The 19,117-nt window shown below is 61.6% G+C and carries 16 protein-coding genes; 9 read left to right on the plus strand and 7 right to left on the minus strand.

All coding sequences use genetic code 11. From position 1 onward, the window contains the following. Position 1: 1 nt before the first annotated feature. Entirely contained in the window at positions 2-769 is a 768-nt protein-coding gene (locus PspCFBP13528_RS11355; protein ID WP_101220106.1) for an ABC transporter ATP-binding protein, read from the plus strand. A 12-nt stretch (positions 770-781) separates the two neighbouring features. Further along, positions 782-2,176 (plus strand): FAD/NAD(P)-binding protein, encoded by a 1,395-nt coding sequence (locus tag PspCFBP13528_RS11360; protein ID WP_137200239.1) that lies wholly within the window; start codon positions 782-784, stop codon positions 2,174-2,176. A 60-nt stretch (positions 2,177-2,236) separates the two neighbouring features. On the opposite strand, the gene PspCFBP13528_RS11365 is transcribed toward PspCFBP13528_RS11360, so the two are convergent. From PspCFBP13528_RS11365 to PspCFBP13528_RS11380, 4 genes are read right to left on the minus strand one after another with little or no spacing between them, the layout of a single operon-like run. Further along, a complete protein-coding gene (locus tag PspCFBP13528_RS11365) occupies positions 2,237-3,487 on the minus strand; it encodes an HlyD family efflux transporter periplasmic adaptor subunit (RefSeq protein ID WP_101220108.1) in 1,251 nt (416 codons plus the stop codon). After that, entirely contained in the window at positions 3,477-4,955 is a 1,479-nt protein-coding gene (locus tag PspCFBP13528_RS11370) for a TolC family protein (RefSeq protein WP_137200240.1), read from the minus strand. Before PspCFBP13528_RS11370 ends, PspCFBP13528_RS11365 begins: the two co-directional genes overlap by 11 nt. After that, positions 4,948-6,147 (minus strand): ABC transporter permease, encoded by a 1,200-nt coding sequence (locus tag PspCFBP13528_RS11375; RefSeq protein WP_101220110.1) that lies wholly within the window; start codon positions 6,145-6,147, stop codon positions 4,948-4,950. The genes PspCFBP13528_RS11370 and PspCFBP13528_RS11375 overlap by 8 nt, the downstream gene beginning before the upstream one ends. After that, the gene (locus PspCFBP13528_RS11380) at positions 6,144-6,851 is read right to left on the minus strand and encodes an ABC transporter ATP-binding protein (RefSeq protein ID WP_065953119.1); all 708 of its coding nucleotides are present in this window, start codon (positions 6,849-6,851) and stop codon (positions 6,144-6,146) included. The genes PspCFBP13528_RS11375 and PspCFBP13528_RS11380 overlap by 4 nt, the downstream gene beginning before the upstream one ends. A gap of 354 nt (positions 6,852-7,205) precedes the next feature. Between PspCFBP13528_RS11380 and PspCFBP13528_RS11385 the strand changes: the two genes are divergently transcribed. After that, positions 7,206-7,958: a TetR/AcrR family transcriptional regulator gene (locus PspCFBP13528_RS11385; protein ID WP_137200241.1), complete on the plus strand. Its 753-nt coding sequence runs from the start codon at positions 7,206-7,208 to the stop codon at positions 7,956-7,958. 283 nt (positions 7,959-8,241) lie between these two features. Continuing rightward, complete coding sequence (locus tag PspCFBP13528_RS11390; RefSeq protein ID WP_241669081.1) at positions 8,242-12,075, plus strand: hypothetical protein; 3,834 nt, start codon at positions 8,242-8,244, stop codon at positions 12,073-12,075. 61 nt (positions 12,076-12,136) lie between these two features. Here PspCFBP13528_RS11390 and PspCFBP13528_RS11395 read toward each other — a convergent pair whose 3' ends face one another. Then, on the minus strand, positions 12,137-13,198 hold the full coding sequence (locus tag PspCFBP13528_RS11395; protein ID WP_137200242.1) for an FUSC family protein: 1,062 nt from the start codon (positions 13,196-13,198) through the stop codon (positions 12,137-12,139). Between the two features lie 270 nt (positions 13,199-13,468). Then, positions 13,469-15,085: an NADP-dependent glyceraldehyde-3-phosphate dehydrogenase gene (locus PspCFBP13528_RS11400; RefSeq protein WP_137200243.1), complete on the minus strand. Its 1,617-nt coding sequence runs from the start codon at positions 15,083-15,085 to the stop codon at positions 13,469-13,471. A 138-nt stretch (positions 15,086-15,223) separates the two neighbouring features. On the opposite strand from PspCFBP13528_RS11400, the gene PspCFBP13528_RS11405 reads away from it, so the two are divergent. The 3 genes from PspCFBP13528_RS11405 to PspCFBP13528_RS11415 all read left to right on the plus strand — a co-directional run bounded on the left by PspCFBP13528_RS11405 (position 15,224) and on the right by PspCFBP13528_RS11415 (position 18,060). Next, positions 15,224-16,099: a Dyp-type peroxidase gene (locus tag PspCFBP13528_RS11405; protein ID WP_137200244.1), complete on the plus strand. Its 876-nt coding sequence runs from the start codon at positions 15,224-15,226 to the stop codon at positions 16,097-16,099. A gap of 93 nt (positions 16,100-16,192) precedes the next feature. Continuing rightward, positions 16,193-16,579 (plus strand): hypothetical protein, encoded by a 387-nt coding sequence (locus PspCFBP13528_RS11410; protein ID WP_065953125.1) that lies wholly within the window; start codon positions 16,193-16,195, stop codon positions 16,577-16,579. 116 nt (positions 16,580-16,695) lie between these two features. Then, positions 16,696-18,060 carry an MFS transporter gene (locus PspCFBP13528_RS11415; RefSeq protein ID WP_137200245.1) on the plus strand — a complete coding sequence of 455 codons (1,365 nt, stop codon included), beginning with the start codon at positions 16,696-16,698 and terminating at the stop codon, positions 18,058-18,060. Positions 18,061-18,087: 27 nt separating this feature from the next. Here PspCFBP13528_RS11415 and PspCFBP13528_RS11420 read toward each other — a convergent pair whose 3' ends face one another. After that, on the minus strand, positions 18,088-18,609 hold the full coding sequence (locus tag PspCFBP13528_RS11420; protein WP_101220116.1) for a DUF3087 family protein: 522 nt from the start codon (positions 18,607-18,609) through the stop codon (positions 18,088-18,090). A 114-nt stretch (positions 18,610-18,723) separates the two neighbouring features. Here PspCFBP13528_RS11420 and PspCFBP13528_RS11425 point away from each other — a divergent pair, with 114 nt between their 5' ends. Together PspCFBP13528_RS11425 and PspCFBP13528_RS11430 are read left to right on the plus strand one after the other, a co-directional pair. After that, positions 18,724-18,903 carry a hypothetical protein gene (locus PspCFBP13528_RS11425; protein WP_065953128.1) on the plus strand — a complete coding sequence of 60 codons (180 nt, stop codon included), beginning with the start codon at positions 18,724-18,726 and terminating at the stop codon, positions 18,901-18,903. 14 nt (positions 18,904-18,917) lie between these two features. Continuing rightward, positions 18,918-19,112 (plus strand): DUF6021 family protein, encoded by a 195-nt coding sequence (locus PspCFBP13528_RS11430; protein ID WP_065953129.1) that lies wholly within the window; start codon positions 18,918-18,920, stop codon positions 19,110-19,112. The last annotated feature ends 5 nt before the right edge of the window (positions 19,113-19,117 follow it).

Consider the following 19,117-nt stretch of genomic DNA (forward strand, 5'->3'; position numbering starts at 1 on the left):
CATGAGCCAGCCTGCCACTGAGCCAGGGCGCTCGGCGTTGCTGACGGTCGACGATATCGAAGTGGTCTATGACGGGGCGATCCTGGCGGTGGCTGGGGTGTCGCTGAGTGTGCCCAGGGGCGCCATCGTTGCGTTGCTCGGCGCCAATGGCGCGGGCAAAAGCACCACCCTCAAGGCCATTTCCGGGCTGGTGCGGGCCGAGCGCGCCGAAGTCAGCCGTGGCCGGATCGACTACGCAGGCCTGAACCTGGCGGGCGTAGAGCCCAGCCAACGGGTACGCCAGGGCATGGTGCATGTGCTGGAAGGCCGGCATGTGTTCGGCCAGCTCACAGTGGAAGACAACCTGCGCAGCGGCGGCTTTGTGCGGCGCCTGAGCCGCAGGGAACTGGCTCAGGATCTGGAGCGCATCTACACCTGGTTCCCCAGGCTCAAGACCAAGCGCCACACCCGCGCCGGCCTGACCTCCGGTGGCGAGCAGCAAATGGTCGCCATTGGCCGGGCGTTGATGACCCGTCCGGCCCTGGTGCTGCTTGACGAGCCGTCGATGGGGTTGGCGCCGATGATCGTGCAGGAGATTTTCGCGATCATCGCGCAGCTCAACCGCGAGCAACAGGTAAGCTTTTTGATCGCCGAGCAGAATATCAATGTCGCGCTCACCTATGCGTCCCGGGGCTACGTGCTGGATACTGGGCGGGTGGTGTTGAGTGGCAGTGCTGCCGAGCTGTTGGGACGGGGTGACTTGCATGACATTTATCTGGGCAAACACTAAGGGCGAAGGTGCATGAGTGAATCGATCCGCAACGCTGATGGACTGATCATCGGCGGCGGCCTGAGCGGCACGATGCTGGCGGTGCAACTGCTGCGCCTGCCGGGCAGGCGGCGCCTGCTGGTGATCGAACCGCGTGCGCAACTGGGGCGCGGCGAGGCCTACAGTGCGGTCGAACTGGGGCACACCCTGAACGGCAATGCGGCGCGCATGAGTGTCGACCCGGACAATGCCGATGACCTGACCCAGTGGCTCACCGACTACATCGGCGCCGGCGGGTGGCCGGAGTCGGCGCAACAGCCTGTGCCCATCAGCGAACTGTTCCCGCCACGGGGCATTTTTGGTCTGTACGCGCAGCAGCGCTTGGCGCAGGCCAAAGCGCTGTCCGCATCCACCGTCGAGCATATCCGTGCAGAGGCGGTCGACGTACAAATCGACGCGGCCGGCGCCCTGTTGACCCTGGATAACGGCGAACGCCTGCGGGGCGCCTTTGCGGTATTGGCCACCGGCATGTTCCCGGCGGCGCGTACGCCGCAGACCGAATCCAGCGGCTTGAACGCGGCCGCAGTAGACCCCTGGGATGTACAGGCCATGACCCGGCTCGACCCGCATTCGACCGTGCTGATCATCGGCTCCGGGCTGACCATGGTGGATGCCGTGGTCTCCCTGGAGCAGGCCGGGCATCGTGGGCCGATCGAGGTGTTCTCGCGCCATGGCCTGTTGCCCCATGTGCGCCGCCAGCCGCCGGGCTGGGACGACTTTCTCGGCGCTGATCACACGCTGCGCAGCCCTCGGCAGCTGCTGCGTGAAGTTCGCCGCCAATGCCGTATTGCGCTCGCCCAGGGCGTGGATTGGCAGGCGCCGCTGGACACGGTCCGGGTGCATGTCGCAAGGTTGTGGAGCCAGGCGAGCGAACGCGAGAAACGTCAGTTCGTGCGCCATGTGCGGCCGTGGTGGGAAAGTCATCACCACCGTTCGCCGCCGTTGAGTGCGCAGTTGGTGGAACGGTTGCACGCGCAGGGGCGGCTACGGATTCACGCCGCGTCGTTCAAGGGGCTGCTGCCTTCGGCCAGCGGCGTGACCATTGGCGTGCGCCATCGCGGCGAGCAGAGCCTCACCCAGGTATCCGGCGCGGCGCTGATCAACTCCAGCGGCATCGAGTACGACTGGCGCCGCGTGGCCAGGCCGTTGCCGCAACAATTGCTCAAGCGCGGGTTGGTCCAGCCTGGGCCGTTGGCGCTGGGGATTGCGGCGGACACTTCTGGCGCGGTGCTGGATGCCCAGGGCCAGGTGAGTGGGCGGCTGTTCGCCATGGGCCCGCCATTGCGCGGGATGTGGTGGGAGAGTACGGCGGTGACGGATGTGGCGATCCAGGCCAAGGCGCTGGCCGCCAGACTCACACAAATTTAAATGTGGGAGGGGGGCAGGCTCTGATGCCAGTCTGCCCCCCTCCCACATTTGGATCTCCATTTATTTTGAGACTTTCACCAGTCCAGGCTTGAGGCCAAACACTTCAACCCCCTGGGGCGTCGATTGCCCGGTCGTCACCTTCACCCGTTCCACCGGCTGGTCCATCGACTCCCGATATTCAACCGTCATATCGGGCCCGATCGCCGCGCTTGGCACCACAATCGCCTGGTCATTGTTATAGGTAACAATGGTCAACCGCGCACTCATCCCCAGCCGCACCTGCTGCACCTGCTGCGGCGTGAGGCTGGGGATCGACAACGTTACCGGAAACTGCGCGCTGCCCTGGCTGTCATTGGCGATCGCCAGGCCGCTGACCACGCTCACCGAACCCGTCAGCCGCTCACCGTCGAAACCATCGCCCATCACCTCCACCGCCTGGCCCTGATGCAGTTGATTGATGTCCAGTTCGGAGACCTTGGCGACGATTTTCAAATGTTCGATATTGGCCAGGCCAAACAACACCTGGCCTTGACTGACCTTGCTGCCGGCTTGTACCGGTGCGTTGTTGCTGACGCCGCTTTGGGACGCAGTGCTGTTGCCGGGTGCGGGCACGACGATGCCGGAGAAGGGCGCCTTGACCTCCTTGCCTTCGAGCAGCTTGCGCAGGGCGTCGTATTTGACCGTGGCATTGGTCAGCTCCATATCGGCGATTTGTCGGTATTCGCCCTTGCCTTGTTCCAGCGCCTGTTGCAGTTCACTGCGTGCCGCTGCCAGGTCCAGTTGCTGCTGCTGGGTTTGTTGCTGGAGGTCGTCGAGTTCGTTACGCGGGATGATGCCGCGCTTGAACAGGTTTTCGCTTTCGGTGAGCTTGCGCCGGGTATTGCCGGCGTTCATTTCTGCGGTGCGCAGGCTGCGCCGGGCGCGGCTGACGGCGGCGCTGCTGTCCCAGTCCTGCATTTCCTGCACGGTGCGCCGCGCCTTGAGCTGAGCCGAGAGGGCGTCGCGCAGTTGCACTTCGACGGTGGCCGGGTCCATGCGTAACAGTACCTGGCCGGCCTCGACGCGCTGGCCTTGCTCGACCAGGTTGGCCAGTACATTGCCGTCGAACGGTGCGGTGAGGGTGACGGTGGTGTCGGGCTCGATCTTGCCCACCAGGCCGATCTGATGCACCAACGGGTCGGGCTTCACCGCCAGCCATTGTTCGTCACCGGCGCTGGCCGGGCTCTCGGCCGGGGTGTGCAGGACCAGCCCGACGCCTGCCACCAGCAGGATCAACACAGCGCCCAGCAGGCGTTTGCGATTAGTAGTCATTGAGGGCGATTTCCCAACTTTCCAGGGTCATGCCCAGCGTCAAGTCAAGCTGGGTCTGAGCGTTCAAATAGGCGATCAGCGCATTGAGCCGCGCGTTCTCGGCGTTGCGCAGGTCAGTTTCGAAGCTCAGCACCTGGAAGTTGGTGGAGCGCCCGGCGCTGAGTTTTTCCCGTTCAATCTCGATCTTGCGCCGCGACAGGTCCACGGCGCGCTGGGCGATCTCGTACTGGCGCCAGCGGGTGCCGAGGTCGCGCACCACATCGTTGACGCTGCGCTCGAGTTCCTGGCGGGCGTCGGTGATACGGATTTCCTGGTCCTCGACATCCACCCGGGCCCTGACTTCGGCCTGGCGCGTGCTGATATCGCCGATGGGGATCTGCACCTGTACGCCGGCGTAGCTGTCCCAGTTGCGGTTATGGGTGCGGCCATTATCGCTGTCGTTTGCGTCGCGCACCTGGTTCGCGCCTGCCACCAGGTCCACTTGCCAGCGCCCCGAATCCTTGGCGATCACCAGATTGAGGTCGGCCCGCTGGCTGCCGAGCAGGGCGGCAAGGTATTCCGGTTGCTGGTTTTGCGCGAGGTTGAACGCCTGGCGCTTGTCGATTTCCATGGGCCGGGCCTCCAGCGCTTCGGTGGCGCGAATCGGTGTGGACAGGTCCAGGGCCAAGAGGCGCAGCAGGGCCAGGCGACTGGTATCGAGCTGGTTTTGCGCTTCCTCCACACCCAATTGCTGGGTGGCGATGTCGGCCTCGGTCTGCACGATCTCGAATTCGGCCATACGCCCGGCGCTGATCAACGCCTTGTTCACCTCCAGCAAGGTGTTGGAGCGCTTGAGCGCGTCCTGCACGATCACCTGCTGTTCCTGGGCCCGCAGCAACTCGCGGTACGTGGCGATAATCTGGCTGATGGTTTGTGCCACGGTGGCCTTGAGGTTGAGACGGTTGGCCTGTTCCGCCAGGCGTGACAGGCGCAGCGGCGCGGTGGTGGCGTCCCAGCCGGCGCCACGCATCAGTGGCTGGATGATGGCCAGGTCGAGGCCGTCGCTGCGGTAACGGCCGGCACGGTCGGCGTTGTTCAACTGCTGGGTCCAGGCCATGCTCAGGCGCGTACCGTATTCGCCGAGCAGGCTGGTGGACGGCGCCAGGTTGGCGTTGCGCGCGCTGTCCTGGGAACCGCGTGTGCCACGGTAGTAGCTGTTGAGGGTGAGCTTGGGGTTGAACACATCTTCGGCGACCCGCAGGTCGAACTTCTGCGCGACTCGCTGCAGGTAGGCGCTGCGGATCGCCGGGTTGTTGCGCAGGCCCAGGTACACCGCGTCGCCCAGGGTCAAGGTGGTCACCTGGGCATTGAGCGATACGCCCCGGTCGTAGCCGCTGCGGGTAGTGCTGGGCGCCGAGGGCTTGATCACCACCTCGGCGGCCATGGCGGGCAGGCTGATCAGTGCCAGCAGCAGTAACCATCTACTCATCGCGCAAGGCCTCCACCGGCTGCAGGCGTGAGGCCGAGACCGCCGGGTAGATGCCAAAGAACAAGCCCACCAGCAATGTACTGCCAACGCCCAGGGGCAGGGCGGACACCGCCAGGGAAAACGCCCAGCCCGACAGCCAGGCGTAGAGCCAGGCGGCGGTCATGCCCAGTACTGCGCCGCACACTGCGCCGACGGCAGTCAAGGTGATGGCTTCGAGCAGGAACAGGTTGCGGATATCCCGTTGCCGAGCGCCCAGGGCCATGCGAATGCCGATCTCGCGACGGCGCTCGGACACGTTCATCAGCATCACATTCATCACCCCGACACCGCCGCCCACCAGGGAAATCGCGCCGAGGGCCAGCAGCAGGTAGGCGAAGGTGCGGCTTTGGCGGGTCATGCCATCGATCATTTGCTGGGGCACTGTGATGTCGACGTTGTGCTCGGTCAGTTGTGGTTGCAACGCGGCGGCGGCGTCCCGTGCCACACGTTCCATGTCTTGCCCTGGCTGAGCTCGGATGATGACGTTGTTGATCTGCGGGTTGGCAAAGATGCGCCGCATGCCCTCGGCGGGAATGAACAGCGATTCATTGGCTTGCACCGGCATCAGCATCGCGCGTGGCTGGTTGCGCAGGATGCCGATGATCAGGAACAGGTAGTCGTTGATGCGCACGCGGTCACCCGGTTTGAGTGGTTCACCGGGGGCGCCGAGGGCCTGGGCGACCTGGTCACCGATCACGGCATAGGTCTGGTTGGCATCGAAGGCCGACAGAAAACGCCCCTCACGCACCACCAGGCGCATGGCCGCCTGCACATCCGGGGTGCTGCCGACGAAGTTGGCATTGGCGGTGCGGCCATGGAACACGATGGGCCCGCTGAACAAGCTGAGCGCGCCGATGTGCGCAATGCCCGGTACGGCCTGGCGCACCGCGCCCAGGTCGAGCCGGGTGCGCATCGGCACGTTGCCGCTGCCTTTGGGCGGGAACTGGACGATCAGGGTGTCGGTGCCCATGTCCTTGAAAATCATGGCGGCATCCACTGCGGCGTTATGGCCGATATTGATCAACGCGACCACCGACGAACTGCCGATCACGATACCCAGCAGCGCCAGCACCGAGCGTTTGCCCAGGGTGCGCAGGCTGATAAACGCTTCATGCAGCAGTTGGCTCAGACTCTGTTCGACCCGCAGGCTCATAGGCGCTCGGCCTCGTGCACCACGCCGTTGCACACCAGGATCTTGCGCTCCAGCCGCTCGGCGATGTGCGCATCATGGGTGACGATGATCAGCGTCACCTGTTGTTCGCGATTGAGCGCCAGAAGCAGGTCCATGATGTCCTGGGCGGTGCTGCTGTCGAGGTTGCCGGTGGGCTCGTCGGCGAGGATTACCGAGGGTTTGCCGACCAGCGCCCGCGCGATGGCGACGCGCTGGCGTTGACCACCGGAAAGGTCTGCCGGGCGGTGGTGGGCGCGCTCGGCCAGGCCGACTTGCTCAAGCATGCGCAAGGCCTGTTCCACCGATTCATGGCGGGATACGCCGCGGTAACTGAGCGGCAGCGCGACGTTGTCCAGAGCGCTGAGGCGCGGCAGCAGGTTGAAGCTCTGGAACACGAAACCGATCTGCTGGTTGCGGATCGCCGCCAATTCATCGGGGCTGCTGTTGAAAATATCGTGACCGGCGAAGCGATACTGGCCGCAGTTGGGCAGATCCAACAGGCCGAGGATATTGAGCAGGGTGCTTTTGCCGGAGCCGGACGCGCCGAGGATGCCGCAGCTGTCACCGCTGGCGATGGACAGGCACACGTCATTCAGAATCGACAGGTGTTGCCCGGCAAGCTGATAGCTTTTGCCGATGCCCTGCAAGGAAATCAGGTTGGGGTGCGCGGAGGGCTCTGTGATCATGACTACGCCTGCCGTCTCAATGGTGCGGTGCTACCCCGTAAAACGTTGTAACAAGTTGGGGAGCTGACAGTGCCCGTCAGAGACTCATTATTTTCTTGTTTTTAAAAAATTCTTTGAATAGTAACCGCGTTCATTGCGCTTCGCCAGCGGTGGATTTAGAGCGGTTTGAGGCGTCGCAGTGACCTTTTCAAACGCATTACTCGGTGCGCGAAAAGCCGTTGGCCACCCTCGACATCGCGGTATGCAGAGGCTTTCGATCACATGGCACCGTGTCATTACTTGCATTCGAACGAAGGCCCCGGTATAAAAAAATCAAAATATTTTTTAAAACAATATTTCCCCCGTGGAACCCTTATGGCCGCGAAGAAACTCAGCGCTCCAAACATTACCAAGACTCGACTGCTGGATGCGACAGAGGCTCTCTTTATTAAGTACGGATATGACGCTGTTTTATTACGGCAGATTACCGAGCGTGCCCAGGTGAACCTGGCCGCGGTGAACTATCACTTCGGGGACAAGGATTCCCTGATGAAAACCCTGCTGATGCAGCGCCTCGAGCCGCTCAATGAGCAACGCCTGGAGTTGCTGGCGCGTTGTGAAGCCCAAGCCGACGGCCCGCTCGACTGCGACACGCTGCTGGGTGTGCTGTTCGCCCCCGCCATGGGGATGGAGCGCAGCGATCCCGCCAGCGGGGAAGGGCGTTCATTCATTCGCTTCCTGGGCCGGGTCTATAGCGACACCTCGCCCTTCATCCAGGAATACCTCAAGGTCCATTACCAGCCGGTGTTCCAACGTTTCTTCGAAGCGTTTGCCCTGGCGCTGCCGGATCTGCCGCGCAACGAATTGGGTGTGCGCCTGCAATTTGCCCTCAAGGCGATTTCCGGGGTGATGGCCGGCACCGAATTGCGCCTGCTGATGAACTCCATGAGCCTGGGCCGCCCGGCCACGGACGCCGAGGTGATGGCCAAGCTGATTACCCTGGTGTCGGCGGCGATTCGGGTACCGCAACAAAGCGCCGAGGCCGAGGTAGCGTTGGCTAAAGTGCTGCAGACCCAGCGGGCGATTCGCGAGCAGGCGAATGCCCCCGCCGCCACGGTTGCGCGCTAGGCCAAATCCAGGGCAAAAAAAAGCCCGCTGGGGCGGCGGGCTTGATATGCAACGTTTGTAACGGATGAGGCTTCACACTACGTCTCGGCTTGTGAATAAAACGTGAAAAATATGTAAGAGAAAGTGTGAAAGTGCGTTGGCACCCTTTAAAAAATGGCAGCCGGCATGGCGATGCCATTGGTCGCTACTGTCAACTCTCACAGCTAGACGTTCGATATGGGCAAGTGTCTCCTGTTTCCAGGCGCGTGTGCTGGCTGCACGCTGATCAATCTGGAGGCCTCTCATGTCTGCCACCCCCTTTGTTCCACGCCCCTTGCCTGTATTGGTAGCGCCGGCCCAGCCGAAAGAGTCTCCCACTCAGCCGGGGGTCATGATCCTCGAAAACCTGGAGCCACCCTTCACCTCGCCCCGACAGGTCGTGCCGGTGCAAAACGCTGCTTACGGGCTGGGCATACGCCATATCGAAGATGGCTTGCACTATATTTTCAGTCGCTGGGATGATCCCGTACTGGGTGAGGTCTCGGTCGCGGATGTTTACTCGATAAGAATGGACGGCATCATATTGGCCGAAGATACTGTTGACGTCACGACCGTCAACAACGACCAGTTTTACCTGACCATTCCCCGGCAGTTCTTGCAGTTGGGCTTTATCCCAAACGTATATGGCGAGGTCCGCAAGCGCGGGTCATCCACGCCTCGGACGTCTGTCCCGCAAGTCGTGTTCATCAAGGACACACGTCCAGGCGCAGAAGACGAAATGCCCGGTGATGGTTGGCATTCCGAGCTGGTGTTGACGCTTTCGCACACCGCCATTGATAGCACGGTGGTGGACAATGTGACGGCCACCATCAAGGCCTGGAAGAACATGCGCGTCAACGACAGTGTGCGGCTGTTCTTCGGGGAGCATCTTTATCCCCTCGCGCCAGTGACCGAGAGCCAGGTGGGAAGTGACGTGCAGTTTCGGATCGACCCGCAGTTTTTGAACGCGCTCGACAATGGCCAGTACGTCGTGCAGTTCTACGTGCTGGACGAAGTGCAGAATATTTCCGGTTCGCTGGAACACAAGTCCAGGCCGCTGCTGGTGCAAGTCGACCTGGAGGATATTGAGCCGCTTGCGCCACCTGAAATTGTCGAGGCCGACGCCGCCAGCCTGACACTGGATGCCGATGCGCTGGGCCGAAGCCCGGCGACGGCCTCGGTATTCGTTGCCCGCAATGACCCGAACTTCCAGACCGGTGATGTCATTCGCTTGACGGTGCGAGGCACCACCCCCGGCGGCGAATTCATGACTGAATCGCTTCAACAGGACATGATCCGTGGGTACAACGACTTTCCCATTAGAAACGAACGGGTGCGGTCCCTCATTCAAAGCTCGTTGACCGTCTATTACGAGCGCGTAAGAGCTGGCGTGGCGCCGTTGCGGTCAAAGAAATTGACCGTCAACGTAATCGGCCGTCGCTACGAATTGCCCAAACCCATCGTCAGAGAGGCCTTTGGCCCCTTCATCGCGCCAGACCATGCGCGTATTACCGCGCAGATGCCGGATTACCAGCCACCCGGCGATCCGGGCGACGGCCTTAAAGTCCAAATTGAGGGGCAACGCATGGACGGTACGGTGGAACGCGTGTCGTCTACGCGGCTTGCCGGCACCCATGTACGCACTCGCGATTTCGCCAACGCCGAATACAGTAAGTTCGAGGGTCTGGGCAATACGAATGTGCACTATGAGGTTTCCGGCGCCAACGACGTACGCGAGTCGGAGCGCCTGTACGTGCAGATCGGGCGAGCTGCGCTTGATTTGCCTGCGCCGATCATCCACGAGGCAGTCAACGGCAATGTCGACCCCGCTACGGTGGGCAGTGTCGGCACTCTCGAGTTACGCACCGAGTTCAAACAGGGCGATATCATCATCGTCAAATACACGGGCTCCTCGAGTGGCGTAGTACAGTTCCAATACACCCTGGGCGCGCCACCGCCCAATCCGTTGTTGCTGGATATTCCCCTGCAGTTGTTTCTGGGTAACCTGGACGGCACGCTGACGGTCAGTTACCTGCGTGATCGTTTTGGCGCCGTTCAGTATTCCGAGGACCTGCTGGTGACGATTGGCACGGCCCTGGGTGAGCTGTTTGCGCCCCAGGTTCTGGAGGCGACCACCGACCCTGACGAGCTTGATCCCGCGCGGTGCTGGCCAAACGGTGCGACGGTGCGGGTGCGGTACGACCAGATCAAGCGCATGGACAAGGTTGTGATGCATTGTGAGGGCTTGCCCGAAGAAGGCACTCACTCGCAGTCCAAAGACAACCAGGCCGGCGACTTTATCGATTTCACCGTCCCAACCCAGGTGATCGGTTTCAACCTCCACCCTTTGGGACGCACCATCAAGGTGTTCTTTGAGGTGGTCCGCAACGGTTTTGCAACCGACTCGCCGGTCCTGGAGGTGCGCCTGTTGCCGCCGCGTCATCTGGCTGGGCCGGTAATCGACAGCATTGGTGACAGTGCGGTCCTGGAGGTTCCGTTGCTTCAGGACTTCGATGAAACACGCGTGCCTGCCTGGCCGTATGCCTTCCTGGGGCAGCGTATGTGGTTTAACTATGAAGGTGTGCGCAGCAACGGCGCGCCCTATCTCAACGAAGTCTATCGAGGGCGCGACGTTAATGCCGACGAGGTTCTCAACGGCATTGCCAGTGACACACCGGTCCTGGCCTTGCGCAATTTGCAGGAGGGGTCTGATCTGACGATCAGCTTCTGGGTGACCTTCAATCGCACCGGCAAATTTGAAGACGCTGTGCTGTTTGATGTCCGCCACCACAGGATTCAACGGCAACAGCACATCTTCCCGCACCCTGGCATCAAGGATTCCATACCAGCCACCGGGCCGGTTGTATCGATCGATCCGCTGACGGTTGAGAACAAATGCCAAGTCAACGTCAGTTATCCCGGTATGAATAAGGGCGGTACCGACAGTGTGATCCTGCGTTGGATCCATGCGGACGGAACGCAGTTCTACCTCGGCCCTCAAGACGGGCTGGACGGCGGTACGGTCACGTTCAATATCAATAATCTGATCCTGGGCAGCAGCGTCAACAGTATCGTGAGCCTGCAATATTCCGTCGTACTGGCAAGCGGTGGCGAGGGTTCTTCCGAAGTGCAGAGGGTCATGGTTGGCAGCCTTGCGCCCGACGATTTGCCGCGCGTACTGATCAATTACATCCCTCACGGCGCCAGCATCAATCCGCCCGCATTGACCGGCGATGCGCTGGCCGGCTCGCCCAAATGGCGCCTGAGTGTGGAAAACCAGCACGTCTGGTCGACAATCACCACCGACAGCCCAGGGGTCGTGCCGTTGGTGTTGCTGCAAAACCATCCCATCAATGCGATAGAGCAAGCCAACGGGTTGGCGAACGTGCCGGTATCCCGTGATTGGCTGCAGAGCCTGCCGGACGGCGCTCGAATCACAGTCAGCACCAAGGTCAACTATCAGCCCGGCATCAAAGATGAGTTTGCGGCGGTGAGCTTTCCAGACACGGAGTACACCATCAGTCTCACCTCGCCATTGGTGATCGACCAAACGTACGTTTATCTCGATGCAACCACCTACATACTGCCGGACTATCCCACCATCCTGCCGAACTTCGATGCGGGCAATTCGGTTCGAATCAATGCCTCAGGAGGGACCCCGCCGTATCGGTACTCAAGCAGCAATAGTGCGGTGGCGGTCGTTGACTCGAGCGGCTTTGTTTCATTGCGAGGCAACGGTGAATGCGTGATAACGGTTTCTGACAGTGCTTCGCCGCCCCAGACGAGGAATTGCACGGTCAGTGGCTACGAGGTCTGGCACGTCTATGGCCTGGGAGGAGGGACATTGAGTGACATCCGCTCAAGCGCCGTGAGTCGAGGCCTGACCTCGGTCTATATCGACGAGCTGTATGCAATCAGGGCTGCCTATGGCAACCGTTGGCCGATGGGGAATGCCGATTATTGGTCGATTTCACTCTCCCACAAAGACATCTACGGCTTCAGTTGGTATTACGGGATGAACCTGGCCACTGGCGCGCAGACTGTGCTGCAGGATAATGTGTTTACCAAACCACTCGGCATCGGCGTTATCCGCAGGTAAACCCAAGGCTGTGCCGTCAAGGGAAGGCCGTCATGCGTTTGCGCAGACGGTCCTTCCTCACCTAGATGTTCCAGCGTTTGGATGACTGGGCCAACCGCTGGCGCAGCGCATCCACGTTGGTTGCCAATTGCAATGTCAGCAGCCGATACCCGTCCAATGCGTTGTACACCGACGCCTGCATTTCGGTTTCACCTGTCATGGGTGGCGCCTCTCGCTCCAATCGCTCCGTCACTCCCGATTTCAACGCCCGCGCCATCCCCACCAACTGCACGCGAATTTGCCGGTGCTCGGCCTTCAGCATCAGTTGCATTCGCGCTGTCGCCTGCTCATCCCGAGGGTCCGGCCGGGTATTGCCGAGAATCTCCAGGGTGCTCATACACAGGCGCAAATGCCGCTGAAGGGTGTCCAGTTCAGTCATGGAAATGCGCACTTCCTTGGACACCGACGGCATCAGCGAGCGCAGTTGCAGCATCGCCGCGTTCAAGCGGTTGAGCAGCTTGAAGTGCTCATCGTCGGTGACTGATTGGCCATTGATGATGCGGCTGTAGATCGCCGCACAATCGCGCAGGGCGCTGGCCAGGTTGTAGCGCCACGAGTACACCGCGTACAGCGGCAGGGCGAAGGAAAACGCCAGCGCCAGTGCGATGCCGATCAGGATATCGACGGTGCGCCACAGGCCGTCCGAGATCGGGTTGTCGCCGTGCCCGGCGACGATAAACACCGTGATCGCCGACAGCAGCGCGATATAGCCGCCCTTGCCGATGGCATGGTAGGAAAAGAACCCGCACACCGCTGACATCAGCAGGTAAGTCAGGAATGGCTGGCCGAAGTAGGCTTGTTGCACCACCAGCAGCAAACCGACGCTGGCGCCGATCAGCGTACCGTACGCGCGCTCCACGGCCTTCTTGCCGATATTGCCGTGGTGCTGCAGGCCGCCGATCACGATCAGCATGGTCACCGACGCCCACTCGCCATGCGGCAGGTTGAGGCCGCTGGTCAGCAGGATCGTCGCCAATAGGCCGATGGACACGCGCACGGCGTGGATCAGCTTGGCGTGGCGATAGCGCCGGTACGGGTCGAGCAGGGGGCGCAACAGGCGCCGGGCGAAAAGGGGCAGGTTCATCGGTATTGAAGGGGCCTCATTAGTCAGGGCAAACCGATCCAATGTGAGAGGGGGCTTGCCCTAATGTCAGTCAGTCAAGCGTACACCGCTGTCTGTAGGAGCGAGCTTGCTCGCGAGAAACTCACAGGCACCGCGTTCATTCAGAAAGCATGCGTTATCGTTGACGTTTTTCGCGAGCAAGAGCTAGGCGCCCCCCCTCGCTCCTACAACAAGCCTTAACTGACTGGCATCAGGGCAAGCCCCCTCCCACCTATTTTGACCGAGGTGATCTTAGAAGATGTAGTCGGTGCTGATGAAGCTCGAGTCACGGTTGCGCAGGATCTCGCTGAGCAACGCCTTGTTGCTCTCCTGGAACTTGGTCGCCACCAGGGTGCGGATCGAGAACACGCGCAGCGCGTCATGTACCGACAACGTACCCTCGGCCGAGTTCTTGCGCCCGTTGAAGGGGAAGGTGTCCGGCCCGCGCTGGCACTGGGCGTTGATGTTGATCCGGCCGACCTGGTTGGCGAAGGTATCCACCAGTCGACCGACCTCAACCGCGTTGGTGCCGAACAGGCTCAATTGCTGGCCGAAGTCCGAGTCCAGTACGTAGTCGATCACCGTCTCCAGGTCACGGTAGGGCACGATCGGCACCACGGGGCCGAATTGTTCTTCGTGGTACACGCGCATCTGCGGGTTCACCGGGTACAGCACTGCCGGATAGAAGAATGACCCACGGCTTGCACCGCCGTTGGCATTCACCACCCGGGCGCCGTACTGCGCGGCATCGGCCACCAGGTCATTGAGGTAATCCACCTTGCCCACTTCCGGCAGCGGGGTCAGCGCCACGCCGTCATCCCAGGGCATGCCGGGCTTGAGCGTCGCCAGCCTGGCGTTGAATTTTTCGATAAAGCTGTCGACCACGTCCTCATGCACAAACAGGATCTTCAGGGCAGTGCAGCGCTGGCCGTTGAACGACAGCGAGCCGGTGAGCGCTTCGCTGACCGCATTGTCGAGATCGACCTCGGGCAGCACGATGCCCGGGTTTTTCGCATCCAGGCCCAGTGCGGCGCGCAGACGGTGGGGTTTTGGATGCAGTTTTTTCAGGTCGCTGGCGGCCTTGTTGGTGCCGATGAACGCAAAGATGTCGATCTTGCCGCTGGCCATCAGCGCGCTCACGGTTTCGCGGCCGCTGCCATAGATCACGTTGATCACCCCGGCCGGGAAACTGTCGCGGAACGCCTCCAGCAACGGGCGGATCAACAGCACGCCGAGCTTGGCCGGCTTGAACACCACGGTGTTGCCCATGATCAGCGCCGGGATCAGCGTGGTGAACGTTTCGTTCAGCGGGTAGTTGTAAGGTCCCATGCACAGCGCCACGCCCAGGGGCACGCGGCGGATTTGCCCAAGGGTGTCCTGCTCCAGCTCGAAGCGGCTGCTGCGGCGGTCGAGCTCCTTGAGGGCATTGATGGTGTCGGTGATGTAGTCGCAGGTGCGGTCGAACTCTTTCTGTGAGTCCTTGAGGTTCTTGCCGATCTCCCACATCAACAGCTTGACCACCGCGTCGCGCTGTTCGCGCATGCGCCGCAGGAAGGCTTCCACGTGTTGGATGCGCTCGGCCACGCGCAGGGTCGGCCACTCTCCCTGGCCCCGGTCATAGGCGCGCACGGCGGCGTCGAGGGCGCTGAGGGCGGTCTCGGCGTCCAGCAGCGGCGTGCTGCCGATGTGCACGCGTTCGTCGCCCAGTTGCACAGGGCTTTGCACGCGCGCCAGCGGGCCATTCCACACCCGCAACTGGCCATCGACCAGGTAATCACGCTGTTCAATCGGCGCCGCCAAGCGAAATTGTTCGGGAATCTCTGCGGTGGAGGCGGGAAACAGCTGGGTGAGCAGGTTGCTGGTGGTCATGTCGCTACCCCTGGAATAGTTGCAAATCATGACTAGAGAGTCACCCATACAAGGGCTCTGTGGCAAGGCTTGCGCGCTTTCTCCTGCGCATTCAGGGTGCTTCGGGATAAACTGCGCGGCTTTCTTGAAGGAGTTCACATGAGTCAGTACCAGCCGGGCATTCTTGCCGCACCAGTGCCGTTGCAGGCACGCCATCTGTTTTTTGCCCTCGAGTCCCAGGATGCCTTGCCTGCTGCGCTGGACGCGCTGGTGCAGTTGACGGATTCGGCGGCGGTGGTCGGTTTCGGTAAGCCTCTGGTAAGCGCGCTGGGCGCAGGCATCGAAGGGCTGCGCAGCTTCCCGGCCATCAGCGGCCCGGGTGCGCACAACCCGTCCACTCAGCAGGCTCTGTGGGTATGGTTGCATGGCGTGGACCGTGGTGAATTGCTGTTGCGCAGCCGCGCGTTCGAAAAAGCCCTGGCGCCGGCGTTGCGTCTGGTACAGATGACCGAAGGCTTTCGCTACAAGACCGGTTTCGACTTGACCGACTATGAAGACGGCACCGAGAACCCTCACGACGATGCGGCCGTGGAAGCGGCCTTCACAGACAGCGGCGCCAGCTTCGCCGCCATCCAGCAGTGGCAGCACGACCTCGACGGTTTCGCTGCGCTACCGGCCGAGGAGCGCGACCACATCATCGGCCGCCGCCATGGCGACAACGAAGAGCTCGACGACGCCCCTGACTCGGCCCATACCAAGCGCACCGCGCAGGAAAGCTTCACCCCGCAGGCGTTCGTGGTACGTCGTTCGATGCCATGGGCCGAGAACGGCCAGGCGGGGCTGATGTTTCTCGCCTTCGGCCATTCCTTCGACGCATTCGAAGCGCAACTGCGCCGTATGAGTGGACTGGAAGACGGGATTGTCGATGGTTTATATCGCATCAGCACACCGTTGACCGGTGGCTATTATTGGTGTCCGCCTTTGAAAGAAGGGTATCTGGACCTCAGCGCGATCACACCGGCAATGCCGCTCTGACGGTGCCTGCCCGCCCCACGGGCACCCTGGAACTGAGCTGAGACCGCTGGCCACTTAACAGCGACCTCAGCAAACTTCCAGGAGAACCCAATCATGATGATCTCACGCATTTCCGTGAATGTTTCACCGCCACAGCCGGCCCCCAACGATTACTCGAAAATGTCGGACTCGGGTCTGGCCAAGGCATTTGGCGACAACTTCCAGGCGTTCAAGCACCCGACGACCCCGAATGCAACCACGGATAAAATCCGTGAAGTGGCGGGACGTTCGCTGACCGGCGACGCGCACAAAGATAATGAAACCCAACTGGCCCGCGAAGTGCTCAAGCGTGACAACGTCTTGAAAGCGCTGGATTCAGTGGATGACAACGGCAAGCGCGACGGCGTGATCGGCCCCTGGAATCCGAAGATGGCGGCTGATCAGTTAGCCTGTAATTGCCGCACGAACCCGCCCAGTACCACGCTTCAAATCACCTATTGAGCCGGGCCTGGCCAGCCCTTGGCAACATGAAAACAATGACAGCCAGGCGAACGAACGCTGAAAAAAATCCGCACTGGCCGTAATCTAGGCTCCCTTGCCACCTGTGCGGATTGTTCATGTCTCCTGTTGCCGATGGGCTGCCCCTCGATAAACGCTTACCGGCCGTGATTGCCCTGTCCTTGGGGATCGGCATGGCGACGCTGGACACTGCTATCGTCAATACCGCCTTGCCGACGCTGGCAGAGGGCATCGGTACTGACTCGGCTTCGGTGATCTGGGTGGTCAACGCCTACCAGCTGGCGATAATCGCAACAGTGCTGCCGTTTGCATCGCTGAGCGATGTGCTGGGGCATCGCCGCGTGTACCTCGGCGGGTTGCTGCTGTTCATTGTCTCGTCTTTATTGTGCGGCCTCGCCGATTCGCTGTTGACCCTCACCGCCGCGCGGGTGGCGCAGGGCCTGGGGGCGGCCGCGCTGATGAGCGTCAACACCGCCTTGCTGCGGCATATCTACCCGGCGAAAATGCTCGGGCGTGGGCTGGGCTATAACTCGCTGGTGGTGGGGCTGGCGTTCACCCTGGGGCCCACCGCCGCATCGGCGATTCTCTCAGTGGCCAGTTGGCATTGGCTGTACCTGATCAATGTGCCACTCGGGCTGCTGGCCTTGAGCCTGGGCCTGCGCTCGTTACCGACGCTGCCGATCACCGGGCACGCTTTTGATCGGTTGGCGGCGCTGTTATGTGCCGGGTTGTTCGCCTTGCTGGTCCTGGGCTTGGGCGCCGCCGTGCATGGCGCACAGGGCGCACTGACCCTGGGACTGATCGCGCTGGCGCTGGTGTTCGGCGCTTTACTGCTGCGCCGCGAGGCCGGGCATCCGGCGCCAATGCTGGCGGTGGACTTGTTCAAGCGCCCGGTGTTTGCGTTGTCTTCGCTGACGGCGATCTGTGCCTTCAGTGCCCAGGGCCTGGCATTTGTCGCATTGCCGTTCCTGTTGCAGTCGGCGCTGGGCCACACCCAGGTGGAGACCGGCTTTCTGATGACGCCGTGGCCGGCCGTGGTGGCGGTCATGGCCCTGGTGGCGGGACGCCTGGCTGACCGCGTGTCACTGGGCCTGCTGTGCGGCATTGGCTTGTTGATGCTCAGTGTCGGCATGGCAGCGCTGGCGACCTTGAGCACTGATGCCTCGGCCTTCGATATCGGCTGGCGCATGGCCTTGTGTGGCGCCGGTTTCGGCTTTTTCCAGTCGCCCAATCTCAAGGCGCTGATGACCAGCGCACCTTTGGCGCGCAGCGGCGGGGCCAGTGGCATCGTGGCGATCTCGCGGCTGCTGGGCCAGACACTGGGCGCCTCGTTGGTCGCCTTGTGTTTTCATCTGTTCGTGGACAGTGGCCCAGCCTGCGCATTGTGGCTGGGTTGTGGGTTCGCGCTGATCGGCGCTGTCGCCAGTGGCCTGCGTTTATTGCCCTATAAACAAACGGCTTAGCGCGTGTGGCTGGCGCACATGCAGTGCTCAGCGGTTTTTAAGGCTCTCCAGCCAAGCCGGATCGAGACGGGTTTGTTCGGTATCGATCCCCAACGCGTGCATCCTGGCCTTGTGTGCCTGGACCTCACCCACCAGTTGCGCCTGGGCGCTGGAGTTGGCATCCAGGGCATGCATCTGCGTCAGCGCCAAGTGGTAGAAACGCAACACTTTGATAGCGTTCGGGTCATCGGCCTGTACCCGTTCGCTGACCTTGTGCATCACATTGGTCACGCTCATCAGGCTGCGCTTGAGCTGCCAGCCGTATACCGCCGGTGCCAGCCAAGCCTGGCCCCAGAAGGGGCCGCGCACCAGAGCGAGGGTGATCAACACCCCGGCAAACACCCCGCCGACATTGAAGCGCACGTTATCACCCCCCGGTTCACCGAACAGCATCACCGCCAGGCTCGACAACAACATGGCCAGGGCGAGGAATACCACGGCGACGATCAGCGTGCTGCGGCGGGTTTGTTTTCGATAAAGGACGGGGTCACAGGGTTTGAGTTCGAACATTCGGGTCAGGTCTCCAGCACGGGCGTGCATCTTCTCATGCTTGAAGCAATCAAGTTGAACGATGCCCAGCGGTGTTTCCTCTAAACCATTGAAGTCACCATGAGGTAAGCCATCATGTCCGAACACAAGCAACCGCCGCCTGGCACGCCCAATCCTGATCGCACGCCCGGTGAAGAGGAGCGCGATAACGATGCACTGCGCCCCAACGACCCGGCCGAGCGCCAGGACAACGACGACGTGGAGCAGGTCGAACACGACCTGGAAAACCTCCACGACAAAGCCCGCCCGCTGTAAGCAAGGAGGTCTGTATGAGCAATCCCCCGAACGGCCCGCGCTCCGACGAACACGCCACTGGCAAAGATGAGCTGGGATTCGATCCCGATTCGCCGGAGGTGTCTGACCCGCAGGTCGATCCCATCGGCCCCGCCATTGCGCCGCTGGATAAGCAAAAGCAACCGGAAAAAAAGCCGCCCTACGATCCGTTGGGCGACTTGAAGAAGTAAACCAA

This window comes from Pseudomonas sp. CFBP13528, assembly GCF_005233615.1.
Taxonomy (GTDB): domain Bacteria; phylum Pseudomonadota; class Gammaproteobacteria; order Pseudomonadales; family Pseudomonadaceae; genus Aquipseudomonas; species Aquipseudomonas fluorescens_AM.